The 15957-nt window shown below is 64.5% G+C and carries 10 protein-coding genes and 1 tRNA gene; 5 read left to right on the forward strand and 6 right to left on the reverse strand.

Features of this window, described 5'->3' with window-relative positions; translation table 11 throughout:
• The first annotated feature begins 55 nt into the window (after window positions 1–55).
• Entirely contained in the window at window positions 56–1303 is a 1248-nt protein-coding gene (locus tag P0086_RS17855; protein WP_275787958.1) for a hypothetical protein, read from the forward strand.
• A 6-nt stretch (window positions 1304–1309) separates the two neighbouring features.
• Here the strand turns inward: P0086_RS17855 and P0086_RS17860 are convergent, their stop codons facing one another.
• A complete protein-coding gene (locus P0086_RS17860; protein WP_148149440.1) occupies window positions 1310–1651 on the reverse strand; it encodes a DUF6665 family protein in 342 nt (113 codons plus the stop codon).
• A gap of 408 nt (window positions 1652–2059) precedes the next feature.
• Here P0086_RS17860 and P0086_RS17865 point away from each other — a divergent pair, with 408 nt between their 5' ends.
• Window positions 2060–3724 (forward strand): hypothetical protein, encoded by a 1665-nt coding sequence (locus tag P0086_RS17865; RefSeq protein ID WP_275787962.1) that lies wholly within the window; start codon window positions 2060–2062, stop codon window positions 3722–3724.
• Between the two features lie 91 nt (window positions 3725–3815).
• On the opposite strand, the gene rpsA is transcribed toward P0086_RS17865, so the two are convergent.
• The 3 genes from rpsA to aroA form a co-directional block, all read right to left on the reverse strand.
• Window positions 3816–5522, reverse strand: coding sequence for a 30S ribosomal protein S1 (gene rpsA, locus P0086_RS17870; RefSeq protein ID WP_112600106.1), 1707 nt, complete (start codon window positions 5520–5522; stop codon window positions 3816–3818).
• A 116-nt stretch (window positions 5523–5638) separates the two neighbouring features.
• Window positions 5639–6268, reverse strand: a complete 630-nt coding sequence (cmk, locus tag P0086_RS17875) for a (d)CMP kinase (RefSeq protein WP_112608971.1) — start codon at window positions 6266–6268, stop codon at window positions 5639–5641.
• 172 nt (window positions 6269–6440) lie between these two features.
• Window positions 6441–7799: a 3-phosphoshikimate 1-carboxyvinyltransferase gene (gene aroA, locus P0086_RS17880; protein WP_275787966.1), complete on the reverse strand. Its 1359-nt coding sequence runs from the start codon at window positions 7797–7799 to the stop codon at window positions 6441–6443.
• Between the two features lie 319 nt (window positions 7800–8118).
• Here aroA and P0086_RS17885 point away from each other — a divergent pair, with 319 nt between their 5' ends.
• The gene (locus P0086_RS17885; RefSeq protein WP_112600103.1) at window positions 8119–8508 is read left to right on the forward strand and encodes a TIGR02300 family protein; all 390 of its coding nucleotides are present in this window, start codon (window positions 8119–8121) and stop codon (window positions 8506–8508) included.
• A gap of 146 nt (window positions 8509–8654) precedes the next feature.
• Window positions 8655–8730: transfer RNA gene (locus P0086_RS17890), tRNA-Ala, on the forward strand.
• A gap of 264 nt (window positions 8731–8994) precedes the next feature.
• On the opposite strand, the gene P0086_RS17895 is transcribed toward P0086_RS17890, so the two are convergent.
• Together P0086_RS17895 and P0086_RS17900 are read right to left on the reverse strand one after the other, a co-directional pair.
• Window positions 8995–9996, reverse strand: coding sequence for a glycosyltransferase (locus P0086_RS17895; RefSeq protein ID WP_275787969.1), 1002 nt, complete (start codon window positions 9994–9996; stop codon window positions 8995–8997).
• 48 nt (window positions 9997–10044) lie between these two features.
• Window positions 10045–13116 (reverse strand): glycosyltransferase, encoded by a 3072-nt coding sequence (locus P0086_RS17900; protein WP_275787972.1) that lies wholly within the window; start codon window positions 13114–13116, stop codon window positions 10045–10047.
• A 459-nt stretch (window positions 13117–13575) separates the two neighbouring features.
• Here P0086_RS17900 and P0086_RS17905 point away from each other — a divergent pair, with 459 nt between their 5' ends.
• Window positions 13576–15900, forward strand: coding sequence for a calcium-binding protein (locus P0086_RS17905; RefSeq protein ID WP_275787975.1), 2325 nt, complete (start codon window positions 13576–13578; stop codon window positions 15898–15900).
• Window positions 15901–15957: the final 57 nt, after the last annotated feature.

Genomic DNA, 15957 nt, shown 5'->3' on the forward strand with positions numbered 1-15957 from the left:
CTGTCACTCTATCTTCCGTTGCAAAATCGATCGATCTTGCAGCCAGGATAGCGTCATGCTCCCGCCCCTTCAGTCATCGGTAGGTCAGTTCGCGACCACGCAGCTGGGCTCGATGCTCGAAAACATCGAGGCCCGCCGGCGCGAGGAAGACGACAAGGCGAAGGGCCGGGAGCGGGAGGACAAGGTCGTCGCGACCTCCCCCGATCCGCCGACCGTTGCGGCGAACGAGAAGATCAACGCCTATTTCTTCGGCGCCCTGAAGATCGATCCCGACCCGTTTGCCACCCTTGTCGCCCGTTTCTCCGACGCGCTCGGCCTCACCCAGCAAGCCGACGAATCGAGCCGCGACTTCGCGCGCCGGCTGAGCGATGCGGTGACGATGCTCGGCTTTTCCAAGACCGATTCGCTCGGCCAGCCAGTGAAGATCACGCTCGAATCGCTGGATGTCACCGCAGACGACGTCATCGCCGTGCTGCGCGACGGCGCGAACGGATCGACCGATCCGATGGCCGCGCTTGCCGCGCGCGTTGCCGAAGGCGCCGGGCTTACGGGCGAGGAGGAGGATTTCGAGGCGCAGCTGTCCACGGCACTGACGGAGACGCGGCTGGCCCTGCCGAAGAGCGTCACGGCGCTGGAGGAGGCTACCGGCCTTGCCGAACTCGGCCTCAGCGCCGAGGACATGATCGCCGCGATCGCCAACCCCTGGAGCGATACCGGGCTGAAGGTGAAGAACGCGCTGTCCGAAAAGGTCGAGAGCGAGCGGTCGATGACGCGCGAGATGCGCAAGGTCATCCAGCGGCTCGAGGACGTCGCCGATCCGAAGACGCTCGAAGAGCTGAAGCAGGCCCGCACGAAGTCCGAGCCCGGCCGGATCGAGGACGAGGAGACGAAGGCGGAGCGCGAGCAGAAGATCCAGGACCTGGAGGCTTCGGAGAAACTCGAGGACGTCCAGGACCTGCAGGAAGCCGTCAAGGAGCACCTCGACGGGGCCGAAGAGACGGAGCCGGGCGAGGAGCCGAAGACGCCTGCCGAAGGCAGCATCGAGCTGATCCAGATCCTCGCCGCCGTGCCGTCCGGAAACGAGAAGGCGACCGACGAGCTCTCCGGCGAAGCGAAGGCCGGCGCCGAAGCGGACGCGACCGGCCAGACGGCCGAAGGTTTCTCCGAAGCGGACGGCGAGGGGGCGGCAGCGCCGCTCGAGGACATCGAGCGCCAAGAGCGCACCGGCGCGCTCGATCCGATCCTCGTGCTTCCGGTCGACGAGATCGGCATCTACGAACTGCTGCGCCGCGAGGCCGCCTGAGCGGCGTCAGGACCGCCCGGGTTCAGGCTTGCGCACGATCCCGACCCGCGCCAGCACCTCTTTCGGGATTTCATAGCGTCGGATGAGATCGCGCTGATCGCGCAGGCCGCAGATCTCGCGCTGGATGAAGAAGGCCCAGACGGCATCGGCGGCCGCATCCAGAAGCGCCTGCCGCTGGTCCGCGCCGCACCCCGCGGCCGTCCTCTCCCGGAGCTGCTCCAGCGCCTTCTCCACCTTGAGCCCATGACGACCGAGCGCATCGGCGCGCTCCGACAGGAGCTCGTATTCGAGCACGTTCAGTCCGGTGGAGTGGTGCCGGTCGAAAAACCGGGGCGGACGCACGGACATGATCCATCAACCTTCCGATCGCGGCGCGGGCAGGGGCGGCCCTCGCCAGCCGTCCGGCGATCATCGGCGATCGCCCGCCGGCCCGCAAGCCCCGGCGGTGCCCCAGCCGGTCCCGCGTGTCCGCTAACGGTTCGTTAACCATAATCTGTCATTTCATGGTCATTGGTGCGTACCCGACGCGAATGCATGGCATTCTGGTCGGCAGCGAAGGTGCCGGGCCTCGTTCCGGTAGACGTTTCGGCACCGCGGGCCGAGATCCGAGGCGAAGCCTCCCGCCGCGCGGACTGCCAGCAGCCAGTCAATCTCTTTGGCGCGCATGATGCCTCGCCAGCCTGAAAATGGATCGTTGGAGAGCGGCATCGTGCCTGCCGGACGGCAGCACTGCGAAGATGCCTCATGGAGATGGTGATGCTGCCGCGCATTGCGACGCCTGTCACAGTCCCGATCCCTTCGGCGCAGGACCCGGCGACCGAGGCGGCGCCGGTGCCCGCCCGGCAACAACTGTCCCCCGAGGCCCTGGCGAACCTGCGCGCCGCCGTCCTGCTGCGCCTGCTCGAGGCGATGATGCGCCAGCTCGAGCAGGGCGGCGACAAGGGCAATGTCGCCCGGCAACTGCTCGAGGTGCTGCTGGAGGCGATGAAGGCGCTTCCTCCCCGCGAGGGGACGGACGGCGATGCGACGAAGCGCCTGGCGCTCCTCATCGCCCGGCTGCCCGCCGAGATGCGCCCTGCCGCCGAGCGGCTGCTGGCGACCGTGCTCGCCACCGCGCCGACCCGGATCCTGATGGAGATCATCCGCAATCCCGCCGGCCCGGACGCCCAGCGTCTGGCGCAGGCGCTGCTGGCCGCCGTCAAGGAGCCGGCCGGAAAGCCGGCCGGTCCGGCGGCCTCGCAACCCCGGTTCATTCCCGGCGAGGCGCAGCTTGCCGTCGCTGCGAAGAACGACCGCCAGCGGCAAAGAGAGGCGGGCGGCGACGGCCGTTCGCTGCAGGCAGCGCTGCGCCGGCTCTTCGAAGGCGGCGCCGAGCCCCTGACCGACCGCACGGCGCGGAGCGGCTCCCGCTCCGCCTCCGCCCCGCCACCGCCGCAGCAGGATGCCGCTGCATCGGCTGGAAAGCGCATGGACGCCGGCCAGCCGCAACAGCGAACGCCGGAAGCGCCTGCCGCGCCAGCTCGTGCCCCGGCCATGCCCGCGAACGCCGAGGCAGGCCGCCTGCCGGCAAACGGGCCGGCGCCTGTCCGCGCCGGAGCCTCGGACCGGGGACAGCCCGCGATCGCAGACAGGAGCACGACGGCCCCCGAGGCCGCGCGCGGCTCGGCCATTTCGACGACCCTCCCCGCTTCTGCCGCCGGCCGTGAATATGAGGGCGTGTTGCGCATGATCGCGGACATCGTCGCCGATCTCACCGCCGATGAGGCTCTGGTGCTGCGCCTGCTGCTCCAGGCGCCTCTGCCAGAGCTGCCGGAATCCGCCACGCCGACGACGGCCATGCCGGACGTGGCCGAGGACGGCGATGATCCGGCCGCAAGCCTGCGCCGCGAGGACGCCATGGCGGAGCGGCCGGCCGTCGCGGCCGGCGATCCTATGCGGGGTCCCTCGACGGCCGAGGCTGCGCGTGCGACGACGCCGACTGCCCAGCCCCAGGGCACCCTCGAGGACGAGACGCTTGCCGGACGGCCGCCGGTAACGCCAGAGGATGGCGAAGCGCCGGCGCGCCCGTCGGCCATGCCGCTGCCGCCGCAACTGCCCGAGCGCGCCGCCCTGCCGCAGTTCCGCGACGGCCTCGCCGTCCCCTTCGTGCCCTACCTGCCCGCACAGGACGACCTGGAAACGGAAGACCGCCGCCGTCACGAGCCGTCCGGGGACGAGGAAGACACGAACGATACGGGCGGAGAGAACGGAACGGACGGGGAGACGGCCGGAGGCGATGCGGGCGAGGGGGCCGAGGGCCAGGCCGCGGACGAAGCCGATACGCCGGAGATGGCAAGGCGCCGCCAGAAGATCGACGATCTCGTCGGCCCGCCGGATCCCGGCTTCGCCTTCTACCAGAAACTCGGCGAGTACTGGACCTGACGGAGCCGGGTCCTGGTACCGGCAGCCGGAAACGAAAAAGCCCGCGGGGATCGCTCCCCGCGGGCTTCGCATTCATGCGGTCAGAAAACGATTACTCGTTGTTCTGGCGGTTCTTCAGGGCCGCGCCCAGGATGTCGCCGAGCGAAGCGCCGGAGTCGGACGAACCGAACTGTGCGACGGCTTCCTTCTCTTCGGCGATTTCCAGAGCCTTGATCGACAGCTGGATCTTGCGGTCCTTCTTGGAGAAGTTCAGCACGCGGGCGTCGACGACCTGGCCGACCGAGAACCGCTCCGGACGCTGCTCGTCACGGTCGCGCGACAGGTCGGCGCGGCGGATGAACGAGGAGATGTCCTCATGGTTCACGAGACGGACTTCGATGCCGCCGTCGTTGATCGCGGTGACTTCGCACGAGACGACGGCGTTCTTGCGCAGGTCGCCGGAAGCGGCAGCTTCGCCGACCGAATCGCGGCCGAGCTGCTTGATACCGAGCGAGATGCGCTCCTTGTCGACGTCCACGTCGAGAACGACAGCCTTGACGACGTCGCCCTTGTTGTACTCCTCGATGACCTGCTCGCCCGGACGGTTCCAGTCGAGGTCGGAGAGGTGGACCATGCCGTCGACGTCGCCGTCGAGGCCGATGAACAGGCCGAACTCGGTCTTGTTCTTGACTTCGCCTTCAACCTCGGTGCCAGCCGGATGGCTGTGCGCGAAGGCTTCCCACGGGTTCTCGAGCGTCTGCTTGAGGCCGAGCGAGATGCGGCGCTTGGTCGGGTCGACTTCGAGAACGACAACGTCGACTTCCTGGCTCGTGGACAGGATCTTGCCGGGGTGTACGTTCTTCTTGGTCCAGGACATCTCGGAGATGTGGATCAGGCCTTCGATGCCAGGCTCCAGCTCGACGAACGCACCGTAGTCGGTGATGTTCGTGACGGTACCGGATATCTTCTTGCCGACCGGGTACTTGGTGCCGATGCCATCCCACGGATCGCTCTCGAGCTGCTTCATGCCGAGCGAGATGCGGTGGGTTTCCTGGTTGATGCGGATGATCTGAACCTTGACCTGCTGGCCGATGGACAGGATCTCCGACGGATGGTTGACGCGGCGCCAGGCCATGTCGGTGACGTGCAGCAGGCCGTCGATGCCGCCGAGGTCGACGAACGCACCGTAGTCGGTGATGTTCTTGACGACGCCGTCAACAACCTGGCCCTCTTCGAGGTTCTGAACGATCTCGGAGCGCTGCTCGGCACGGGACTCTTCGAGAACCGTACGACGCGAAACGACGATGTTGCCGCGGCGCTTGTCCATCTTGAGGATTTCGAAGGGCTGCGGGTTGTGCATGAGCGGGGTGACGTCGCGGATCGGACGGATGTCGACCTGCGAACGCGGCAGGAAGGCGACGGCGCCGTCGAGATCGACGGTGAAGCCACCCTTGACCTGGTTGAAGATGACGCCTTCGACGCGCTCGCCGGCCTCGAACTTGACTTCGAGCTTGGCCCAGCTCTCTTCGCGGCGAGCCTTCTCGCGCGACAGAACGGCTTCGCCGAGAGCGTTTTCGATGCGCTCGACATAGACTTCGACTTCGTCGCCGACCTTCAGCGTGCCGTCCTTGGACTTGGCGCCGAATTCCTTGAGCGCGATGCGCCCTTCGACCTTGAGGCCGACGTCGACGATCGCGACGTCCTTCTCGATGGCGGTGATGAGGCCCTTGGTGACATAGCCTTCGGCCAGGTCGTGGGTGGCGAAGGATTCCTGCAGCAGGGCTGCGAAATCGTCGCGCGTGGGATTAGCTTGGGACATGGAAACTCCTGGTGTGCCGGAGAAGGCACGGGCGCCGGGGGTTAGCGTTGACAATGAGCGAGGCACGTCCGCTTCCATGATCGGAAGCAAAACCGGCGCGGGGACGGCTTGTCGCTCTAGTGCTTAAGGGCGGCGTCGATGATGGATTTCGCCGCCGAAAACGCCGCCTCTATACTCATTTCGGACGTATCAAGCAAGTGCGCGTTTTCCGCCGGCCGCAAGGGGCTGTCGACGCGCCCCATGTCGCGCGCATCGCGGCGGCGGACGTCTTCGAAGACCGCGTCGTAGTCCGCAGTCCCGCCGCCGGCGATGATCTCGTCATAGCGCCGCCGGGCGCGGATGTCGGCAGACGCCGTCACGTAGAGCTTCACCGTGGCGTCCGGGCAGACGACGGTGCCGATGTCGCGGCCGTCGAGGACCGTTCCCGGCTCGCGCGCGGCGAACTCCCGCTGCGCCTCGACGAGCGCACGGCGGACGGCCGGCATGACGGCGATCTTCGAGGCTGCCTCGCCGATCCCGTGCGCGGAGAGAACGGCGCGGTCGAGCCCGGAAAGGTCGAGATTGCGCGCGACGTCGGCGGCGATCGCCTCGTCATCGAGCGGCAGGCCGCGATCGAGCAGCGCTTTTGCCGTCGCGCGATAGGTCAGGCCGGTATCGAGATGGTGATAGCCGTAGGCCTCGGCAATCCGGCGCGACAACGTACCCTTGCCGGCAGCCGCTGGACCGTCGATGGCAATCGTCGTCATTTCGCATCCTTGCGTCATATCCGCTTCACGAAGCGTGTTAGCGGAAAACGGTGCGTGATGCCAAGGGTTCGCCACACATTCTGCCGTTGCGACCGGTCACATGTGGCTGGCATCTTCGTGAAGCGCAGGCCGCGCACCTGCGGCAACCGCGCAAGACGGCCAGGTCCCGATCCTAGGCCGGCTGCTGCTCGATCCTGGCCCCGAGCCCCGTCATCAGCCCCATGAACTCGGGAAAGCTGGTCGCGATCATCGTCGCGTCGTCGACCGTGACCGGATGCTCGGAGACGAGCCCCATGACGAGGAAGCTCATGGCGATGCGGTGGTCGAGATGGGTGGCGACGGCGGCACCCGTGGCATTGCCGAGCCCCTTGCCGTCCGGGCGGCCGCGCACGACGAGCGAGGCTTCGCCCTCGTCGCAGTCGACGCCGTTCAGCTTCAGCCCGTCCGCGACCGCGGACAGCCGGTCGCTTTCCTTCACCCGCAGTTCCTCCAGCCCGTTCATCACCGTCGCTCCTTCCGCGAAGGCCGCGGCGACGGCGAGGATCGGGTATTCGTCGATCATCGACGGCGCGCGCTCTTCCGGCACGGTGACGCCCTTGAGGTGGGAATGGCGCACGCGCAGGTCCGCCACGTCCTCGCCGCCGGCGAGCCGCGCGTTCAGCACCTCGATGTTGGCGCCCATTTCCTGCAGCGTCAGGATCAGGCCGGTGCGGGTCGGGTTCATCAGGACGTTGAGGATGGTCACGTCGGAGCCCGGCACCAGCAGCGCCGCGACCAGCGGGAAGGCGGTGGAGGAGGGGTCGCCCGGCACGTCGATGACCTGGCCGGTCAGCTTGCCCTGTCCTTCCAGCCGGATCGTGCGGACGCCGGCAGCATCGGTCTCGACGGTGAGATTGGCGCCGAAGCCCTGCAGCATCTTCTCGGTGTGGTCGCGCGTCATGACCGGCTCGATGACGGTCGTGATACCCGGGGTGTTGAGGCCGGCGAGCAGCACGGCCGACTTCACCTGGGCGGACGCCATCGGCACGCGGTAGGTGATCGGCGTCGGTGTCGTCGGCCCGCGCAACGTCACCGGCAGGCGGTCGCCGTCGGCCGCCTTCACCTGCACGCCCATCTCGCGCAAGGGATTGAGCACGCGCCCCATCGGCCGCTTCGTCAGGGAGGCGTCGCCGATGAAGGTGGTGTCGAAATCATAGACGCCGACGAGGCCCATGGTCAGCCGGCAGCCGGTGCCGGCATTGCCGAAGTCGAGCGGGGCCTCCGGCGCCAGAAGCGCGCCGTTGCCGACACCGTTGATGATCCAGGTGTCGCCCTCTTTCCGGATCGTGGCACCCATGGCCTGCATGGCCTTGCCGGTGTTGATGACGTCCTCGCCCTCCAGGAGCCCGGTGATCCGCGTCTCGCCGCTGGCAAGCCCTCCGAACATGAAGGAACGGTGCGAGATCGACTTGTCGCCGGGGATGCGCACGGTGCCGGACAGGGCTTGCGACGTGCGGGCGGTTGCGGGCTTTGCCTGGGCGCCATGCGACATGGAGCTGGATCCTTCATAGGTAGAGAGGTGCCTGGGCGGGCAGGCGCCAGCCAACCCGCACGCGTGTGCGTTCTGGTTGCCGTTCCGCCGCCGGAAGTTCTGCGGGGTGCTATCACAAAGCTTGCCGAGCGTCATCCACCCGCCGGCGAAAATCCCTCAAGTCCCGCGCCTGCCGCCGCAACCGGCGCAAAACCCGACGAAGTTTGGCTTTGACAGCGGCGGACAAGACGATTAAGGGGACCGGCTAATTCTTATTCCCGACCATCCGCCGGTTATCCGGCTTCGCCGGAAATATTCGGCCATTCAAGAGGCTTTGACTGTGGCAAAACCGGAACTTGGAACCAAGCGCATCGACCCGGAGACGGGCCGTAAGTTCTACGACCTCAACCGCGACCCGATCGTCTCGCCCTATACGGGCAAGTCCTATCCGCTCTCCTTCTTCGAGGAAACCTCGGCTGCGGCCGTCATGGAGAAGGACGAGGACGAAGAGGTCAACGAGGTCGATACCGAGAACACGGAAGTCGAGCTGGTTTCGCTGGAGGACGCCGACGACGAGGCATCGGGCGGCGACGACCTGCCGGATCTGGGCGACGACGACGTCGAGATCGGCGATGACGACGACGACACCTTCCTCGAGCAGGACGAGGACGACGATAACGACGACATGACCGGCATCATCGGCGTCACCGGCGACGACGAGGAAGTCTAAACTGATGATTTTCCGGCCGAATTCAAAAAGTTCGGCCGGAACGGATTTTTCGGCTTGCCATCTTTCGAAACCGGAAGTATGAAGCCGCACCGCCCGGGGGAAACCCCGGTTCGGTATCCCGGAACCGGCCACGCCGGACCCTTGATGGGGCTATAGCTCAGCTGGGAGAGCGCTTGCATGGCATGCAAGAGGTCAGCGGTTCGATCCCGCTTAGCTCCACCAAATTCTACACATTCAACTTTTGTACGCTGGCCGGCAAGGGTGTAGGCCCTCCGGGCAGACAGTTTGGCTGCCTCTGACGCGGGGGCTGCCCTACGCCCAACTGGGGCCAGTTTCTTCCTGCGCCGGCGCCCCAAATGAAAATTGTGCATGATAGTTGGAGGACGTCGCACAAACGTGGTCCCCCACCGAAGGCGGTGTGCGGACGCCTTGATGCGATAGCCGCCCTCTCAGACGGCTCGGTGAAGTGTGACGGTCGCGTGCGTCCTAGATGCAGTACAGCACTTCCAGCAGCCGCTTGGCGTCCTTTCGAAGCTCTCTTGAAGCTTTCTCGCTGACACCGTTTGCTTTGGACTGAGCACGAAGTGCTCTGATCTGCTTTACGACCGCCAGCTTCATTTCCAGGCGCGAGAACGAGTGGGCTCGCTTCGGAGAGGTGGTGACCGTTTGGGCGGCTTGCTGAAGCGCCGCCAAATTGTTGCTCGTGAGGCCGTACTCAGCCCAATCCACCCGCAGCTCGGTGCCGCCAGCGTTCCTGAAGCCGCGGGCCTCCGTCGAGTCGGATGCCTGATGCCACATCCGAACCCACATCGGGGCACTTCGCACTTCCTTTGCATCTCCCCCTCGCCGTTGAATCCACTCTGCAGTGCGGGTGTGTTTCATGTCGTAGGGCGTGATTAGTTCTGAGGCACTGGATTGGATGCTGAGCGCGGCGCCTATCCAAGGATACCATGTATCAACAGCGGCCATGTTAGAAAGTGTCAGATCGATCCCCTGTCCAAACGTAACTGCGCTCAAGGCGGCGCCCCGGGATGTATGCTTGCGAACTTCACTCACAAAGTCGCGATGCAGGAGGTCATCGTCGTCAATTCGCATCACGATGATCGATTGGTCCCCGAACTTGTTTGCGAGTTCGTCCTTATCTACCGGATGAAGGCCCGTGAAAAATGGATTGCGTCTCCACACGACTGCTTTGGCCGGAGCGATCGCCTTAGCGATACGCTTTTCAATATTCGCAGGCGCGCGCACATCTACCGCGATGTACCAGTAGGTTTCCTTGGTCTCTGTCAGCGCAGATATCGACCGTGCTAGAGAGTGTGACAAAAGGCTCAGCCGATAGTCGTAAAATTCCGGATTGCTGACCCCGATGCCAAGCCGGGTAACAATCACGACGGGGACTACATTTCCATTCATCTTCAATCGCCAATACTGAGGTCGTACCCTCAACTCCTGCACAATCAGGCGCTGTCCTTCAAGACCTTTCGACATTTCCGTGACCGGTGCTTCCTGTAAGAGGAAGGCGCTTGCCTGCCCCGGCTAGCCGCGACGCTCCATGGCCGCATCCCTGGCGAACGCCTCAAGCCGGGCTGAAAATCCCTGCTGGTTGCAGTGACGCAGAACGAAGTTGCGCCCTTTCTGGGCCTGCTCCCGGTAGGCCGCCTCGTCGGACCAGAAGCGCTTCACAGTGTCCAGGACCTCGTGCGGCTTGCAGTAGACGGCGGCATCGCCGAAGGTCTCGCGGAACTGCGGCGGCAGGATCGTCACCTTGCCGACCGCCATCCCCTCCATAGGCGCGCGCCCAAATTCCTCGATATAGAGTTCGTGCGGGAAATGGATGAAGAAGTCGAGATCGGCCAAGAAGGCGCCGACCGGGATGGCGTCGAAGTGCTGGACCTCCCAGTTCTTCGGGGAATAACCGAGCATGCCGCGCGCGTGCTTCGCGCCGCCCTGGAACTTCACGTCGACGTCCTGGTCGACGCAATAGGCGGCTCTCAATGCCTCGAGCGTGCTCGGCCATTTCGTGTAGGCGTCGCGGCCGTGGCGGCCGAGCACCGGTCTGCGCGTGCCGCCGCGCCAATCGATCGGCGCCGCGCACCAAGTGTCGGTGTCGACCATCGGATGCCAAGGTTCGGCGTAGGGTTCCGGATAGCTCGGGTCTTCCTGCATCAGTCGCTTGACCCAATTCGAGATCGGGATCCAAGTTCCGGAGGTGCCGAATAGTTCGATGAGATGCTGACGCACAATTTCAGGTTCGTACTGGCGGTCCGAGCCATCGACCAGTCGCGTCGCGAACTGGTTGATCAGCACGAGCACATTGTCCGTCTCGATCTCGGGGAACCGGTCGGGCATGTTCTGCAGGACCGCAGGATAGCCGACGAGAACGGTCGAGGTCTTGACCTCGTCGCCGGGCGTCAGGATGGCGATGTCGTATTTCAGGCAGGCGTCGTAGAATGCGGGATTGAGCGGAGACTCGACATTCAGTTCATATTTGCGCCAGTGAACCGCGGCGATCTTCAGCCCGGCCCGGGCGGCGGCGGCAATGTAGTTCATCGTCGAGACGAACGCGCCGCCCTTCAGGACGAAGTCGCAGATCACCACGAGATCGAACGTGCGGTCGCCTTCGGTCGCGCGACGGTTGCCGAGCGGGACCGGGAAGCGCCCGTTGGTGCGGGGAAGGTGCGGGTCGCCGCCCTGCTGCAGGCTCAGGTGCCAGTTGCGGTAGGCATCTCGATACTGGCCGCGAACGCCGTGGAAGAGCGACCGCATGTGGGTCGCCTTGGAGCGGGTCAGCGAATCCTCGCGTGCGAGCGAAAAGGACAGGATGTTGTTGTGCTTGACCTTGCAGATCGACGCTTCGCCATAGACGGACAGAATGCGCGACCGGAACTCGGCGTCGCCGGTGACCTTGACCTCGTCCCAGCCGCGAAGGCGGTCGAAGACCTCGCGTCGCATCAGTAGCGACGAGAAGTTCATGTCGAGCAGGCTCTTCTTCGGTATCCACGAGCCGACCACGCCGAGATCCTCGTCGACGCGCAGCCAATGGGACAGGACGGCCACGCATTCCGGATTTGCCGCCAGCTCTTTGACCTGCCGCTCGATCTTTTCCGGATGCGACCAGTCATCGCTGTCGCACACCGTGATGAGATCGCCGGTCGCGACCTCCACGCCGTCGTTCCGGGCAGGATAGGCGCCGCCGTTGATGGTGCGCCGCACGAGGCGGACGCGCGGATCGGTAGCGGCGAAGCTTTCGACGAGCGCGCAGGTGCCGTCCGTGCTGCAGTCGTCGACGACGATGATCTCGATGTTCCGCCACGTCTGCGAAAGAAGGCTGTCCAGCACCATGGTCAGCGTCTTTTCGGCATTGAAGGCGGGTACGATGATGGAAACCTTCGACGTCTGCGCAGCCGTACTGGCAGGCGCGCGGGAGACGATGTTCCAGATGCTGAGCGGCCTGGCGGGATCGGCCAGCTCGATGGGGGCCATGCCGGACGGCGCCATTGCGACGTTCAGCCCATCCAGGTAGACGCGGTCGCTTTCGGCGACGGAGCGGCCGTCCAGAATCGCCCTGCGGCGGGCGATGTCGGCCCGCATGACGGTATAGTCGATGAACTCGTTCACCTTGGATTGGATGTGGCCAAACACGGCTTCCGCCTCGGCCACCCGCCCGGCCTGAGCCAGGCACATGAGCTGGCAGAGGCGCTTTTCGCGGAGGTTGTCGCGGTGCAGCTTGATGCTGCGCTCCATCAGGTCCGCCGCCGCGCCGAAATCGCCTTCGACGAAACTCCAGCGCGCCAGCGCATGTGCGGCGGCCGACCGGTCCCTGGCGGCGAGCTTGCTGTCCTCCAGGCAGCGTAGGAGCTCGGCATGGGCGTATTTCGCAAAGCCGCCCCACATCTTCGCTTCGAGATCGCCGATGTCGCGATGGAGTTCGTCCCCGCGTTTGGATCGGGTGCCGCCCGCCTTGAAGTCGGCATAGGTCCGCCGCAGGGTCAGCGGTAGCTTGAGCATCGCGGGCAGGGAGCGGGCGGCGACGATATCCGCACCGATGCGGTAGGCGAGTTGCCGCTGGATCTGCTTGATGGCGTCGTTAGAGAGCCGCTTGGCACGATCCGCCTGGTCGGCGCGCTCCAGAAGCAAGGCGTTGTCCTTCTGCAGCGTGGCGATCTGCTGCTCCAGGGTCTCCATCGGCTCGGGCTTTGCCGGCGCGCGATCGGCCGCGACGGGGCTGGATGCGAGCGTCATGTCGCCGTCCGGATCCTGCTGCCGTTTCGAAAGGTCGCTCCTGAATTCCCGGTAGGCGCGACGAAGCGAGACGGGCAGGCCGACAAGCCGCGAGACCGAGCGGGTGGCTGCAATGACCTCGGTGCCGAGCCGGTAGGCTAGCTGTTCCCGCTGCCGGTCGATTGCGGCGGCGGCATGGCGCATGGCACGTTCGGAGGCATCCGCGCGTAGCCGGAGGGCCGTGTTCAGCTCCAGCAGCGACCGCAGCTGCTCTTCCAGCGCGGCGCTCTGCACTTGCGGCATATGGGCGGTCTTGTCGTCAGGCAGGAGACGTTCCGGAGCGTCAAGCGCATGGCTGTCATACTGCGTCTGATGCTTGCCTGTCATGCATGCCTCTTGTGTTTGGCAAAGACTCGCTGCAACGATGACGTTTGCAGCATCGCCCGATAGTTGTGGCGCCGTTCGCCGGAATAGCGCCACATGCATAGTGGAGCCCCTGGCCTAAGTCAAAATCGATGGGGTGGCTTTGGGCCATTTTTTAACGAATTTCGGCCATTGATTCGGCTCGAAGGCGACCTGTACCACCCAGAGGGCCGGTCGCCAGATGCTGGGCTGGTGCGCGTATATCTGACTTCGGAGGGGTAAGCGGCAAAAGTATGGCGATCCTTCGCGATTGCGCGTGGCGTGTTCCTGCTTCATGCAACCGACGTGTGCTTCTTCTAATGTTCCCCGGGTCCTCCCGAACCGAAATCAAAGGCGGTAACGAAATTGGCGACAGAATACATTGAGCTCGGCACATCGGCTGCCGAAATCGAATCCATTATCAATAATGCGGCTACGGGCTCGGTGATCCGGTTCAAGGAGGGCACCTACACATTCAAGGACAGTGTCCAGATCACGCGCAGCGACATCACCATTCTGGGTGCCGGAGTTGGTAAGACCAACATTGTGGTGGATGCAAAGAACACCAACAATGCCACGGCCTTCGACATCCAGGGCGGCAACGTGACAGAGCTAAAGGCGAAGCTCGAGATTTCGACGACCAAGGGCATTACGAACGTACTGAAACTCGACAGCGTCGCCGGCATCTCCGAGGGGACGATTCTCCAGCTGCAGCAGGCCAATGACCGCACCTGGCTCGACTCGCAGGGCAACCAGCACGTTCCGGAGGACGCGGACCCGCTGCGCGAAATGCTGGCGGAGGTGATAGCTGTCGACAAGGCGAAGGGCACGGTGACCCTGGCCACCAAGACGCCTTACGCTTTCCAAGCCGGAAAGACGACCATCAGCGCGTCGGACAAGCTGATCAAGAATGTCGACCTCGGCGGCTTCTCGATCAAGACGAACCTCGGCACGGCGAAAAAGAACGATTTCACCGACACGCAGAAAAAGTTCCTCAACGTCTCGACCGTCGAAGTGACGCGCGCGACCGACGTCACGCTGCACGATATAGAGCTGAAAGACAACGCATCGAACGGCTTCTCATTCAGCCAGGTCTACGGCATCAGCGGCAGGAATCTCACGACGGAGGGCGCGCACAACAAGGGCGGTGCCAACGGCTACGCCTTCTTCTTCAAACACGCTTTCAACAACACCTTCACCGACATCACCGACATCGACATGCGCCACTCGGTGCTGTTCGGTTCCTGGAGCGCCGAACATTACAACAAAATCAGCGTTCGCTTCACCAACCGCGACATCAACTTCCACGGCAGCCCAGACGACGGCAACGTCATCTACGTGGCGAAGGCGGAGCTCGAATACGAAGGCAACTACATTCACGGCGGCGTCTCGCCGGGCGATGCCAAGAAACATCCCAACGCCACGATCGATGCCAACGACGTCAAGTTCAAGTATTTCATCGGCAACGCGGCCCAGGACAACATTCGGGGCGCCGATGGCGGCAGTTTCCTGGCCGGCTTCGGCGATATGGACGAACTGACCGGCGGCAACGGCGCCGACACGCTCTCCGGCGGCATCGATGACGACACCCTGAAGGGCAATGCCGGCGCCGACACGTTCATCTTCGCCCGCTCGTTCGATGCGGACACGATCCGGGACTTCAAGACATCTGAGAAGGACAAGATCGATCTTTCCGGCACCGGGGTCACCAATCTGTCCGACCTGGCGCGTCGCCAGGTCGGCTCGGACACGGTGCTCTCGTTCGGTGGCGGTGACGAACTGGTCCTGAAGGGCGTCAAGGTCAGCGGCCTCACCAGCAGTCAGTTCACGTTCAGCAAGGCGTTGACCGCCGGTGTCACCATCACGATGACCGGCCAGGAGCGCGGTGCCACCGGAACGAACGCGAGCGACCTGATCCAGGTGGCGCCGGGCTATCTCGACGACAATCTGCACATCGTCGGCGGCGCCGGCAAAGACGCGCTGCAGGTGATCAAGGGCAGCGTCATAGACCTGCGCAAGGTCGGACGGCTTGACGGCGTCGATGTCATTGACATGACCAAGACGCCGAAGGTCGGCTCGCTTACCCTGAACAACAAGATCGCCAAGCAGATCGACGACGACAGGGATTACCTGACCGTCAAGATCGACGGTACGGGCGCCAAGCTCAGTACCACCGACGTCAAGGACTGGGACCTCGTCCGCATCGTCGGCAGCGGGCAGCTCAAGCTCAACAGCGGCGGCAACTACATGAGCGCTGCCGACGGCACCAAGCTGAACGTCGCCGGCGGCACGGGCGACGACCATGTCAAGGGCGGTTCCGGAAATGACAAGATCCTCGGCAGCAGCGGCAACGACGTAATCGAAGGCGGTTCCGGCAAGGACGTGCTGGAGGGGGGCTCCGGCAACGACCGCATCACCGGCGGCGCGGGAGCCGACATCCTCACCGGCGGTTCGGGTACCGATCGGTTCGTCTTCAAGTCGGCGAAGGATTCCACGTCGAGTGCGCGCGACACCATCAACGACTTTTGGCGTTCGCAGAAGGACAAGGTCGATCTGTCGGCCATCGATGCGCGCGCGGACAAGTCGGGCAACCAGAGCTTCAAGTTCATCGGCGACAAGGCCTTCAGCGGCACGGACGGCCAGCTGCGCGCCTCGAAGTCCGGCGACGGCACGGTGATCGCCGGCGACATCAACGGCGACAAGAAGGCGGATTTCTCGATCTTCGTCGACCAGGCCGTCACATTCAAGGACGCCGACTTCATTCTCTAGTTGTGGAGCCTCAACAGGTTGTCCTCGGATAATTCGAGGCGACTGATGGGTGGTTTT

It is taken from the genome of Mycoplana sp. MJR14 (assembly GCF_029210525.1).
Taxonomy (GTDB): domain Bacteria; phylum Pseudomonadota; class Alphaproteobacteria; order Rhizobiales; family Rhizobiaceae; genus Mycoplana.

Excerpts from the sequence above, each read along its gene's own strand:
- P0086_RS17855 (WP_275787958.1), top strand. The coding sequence starts at position 56 with ATGCTCCCGCCCCTTCAGTCATCGGTAGGTCAGTTCGCGACCACGCAG.
- cmk (WP_112608971.1), bottom strand. The coding sequence starts at position 6,268 with ATGACGACGATTGCCATCGACGGTCCAGCGGCTGCCGGCAAGGGTACG.
- P0086_RS17860 (WP_148149440.1), bottom strand. The coding sequence starts at position 1,651 with ATGTCCGTGCGTCCGCCCCGGTTTTTCGACCGGCACCACTCCACCGGA.
- P0086_RS17865 (WP_275787962.1), top strand. The coding sequence starts at position 2,060 with ATGCTGCCGCGCATTGCGACGCCTGTCACAGTCCCGATCCCTTCGGCG.
- P0086_RS17900 (WP_275787972.1), bottom strand. The coding sequence starts at position 13,116 with ATGACAGGCAAGCATCAGACGCAGTATGACAGCCATGCGCTTGACGCT.
- rpsA (WP_112600106.1), bottom strand. The coding sequence starts at position 5,522 with ATGTCCCAAGCTAATCCCACGCGCGACGATTTCGCAGCCCTGCTGCAG.
- aroA (WP_275787966.1), bottom strand. The coding sequence starts at position 7,799 with ATGTCGCATGGCGCCCAGGCAAAGCCCGCAACCGCCCGCACGTCGCAA.
- P0086_RS17895 (WP_275787969.1), bottom strand. The coding sequence starts at position 9,996 with ATGTCGAAAGGTCTTGAAGGACAGCGCCTGATTGTGCAGGAGTTGAGG.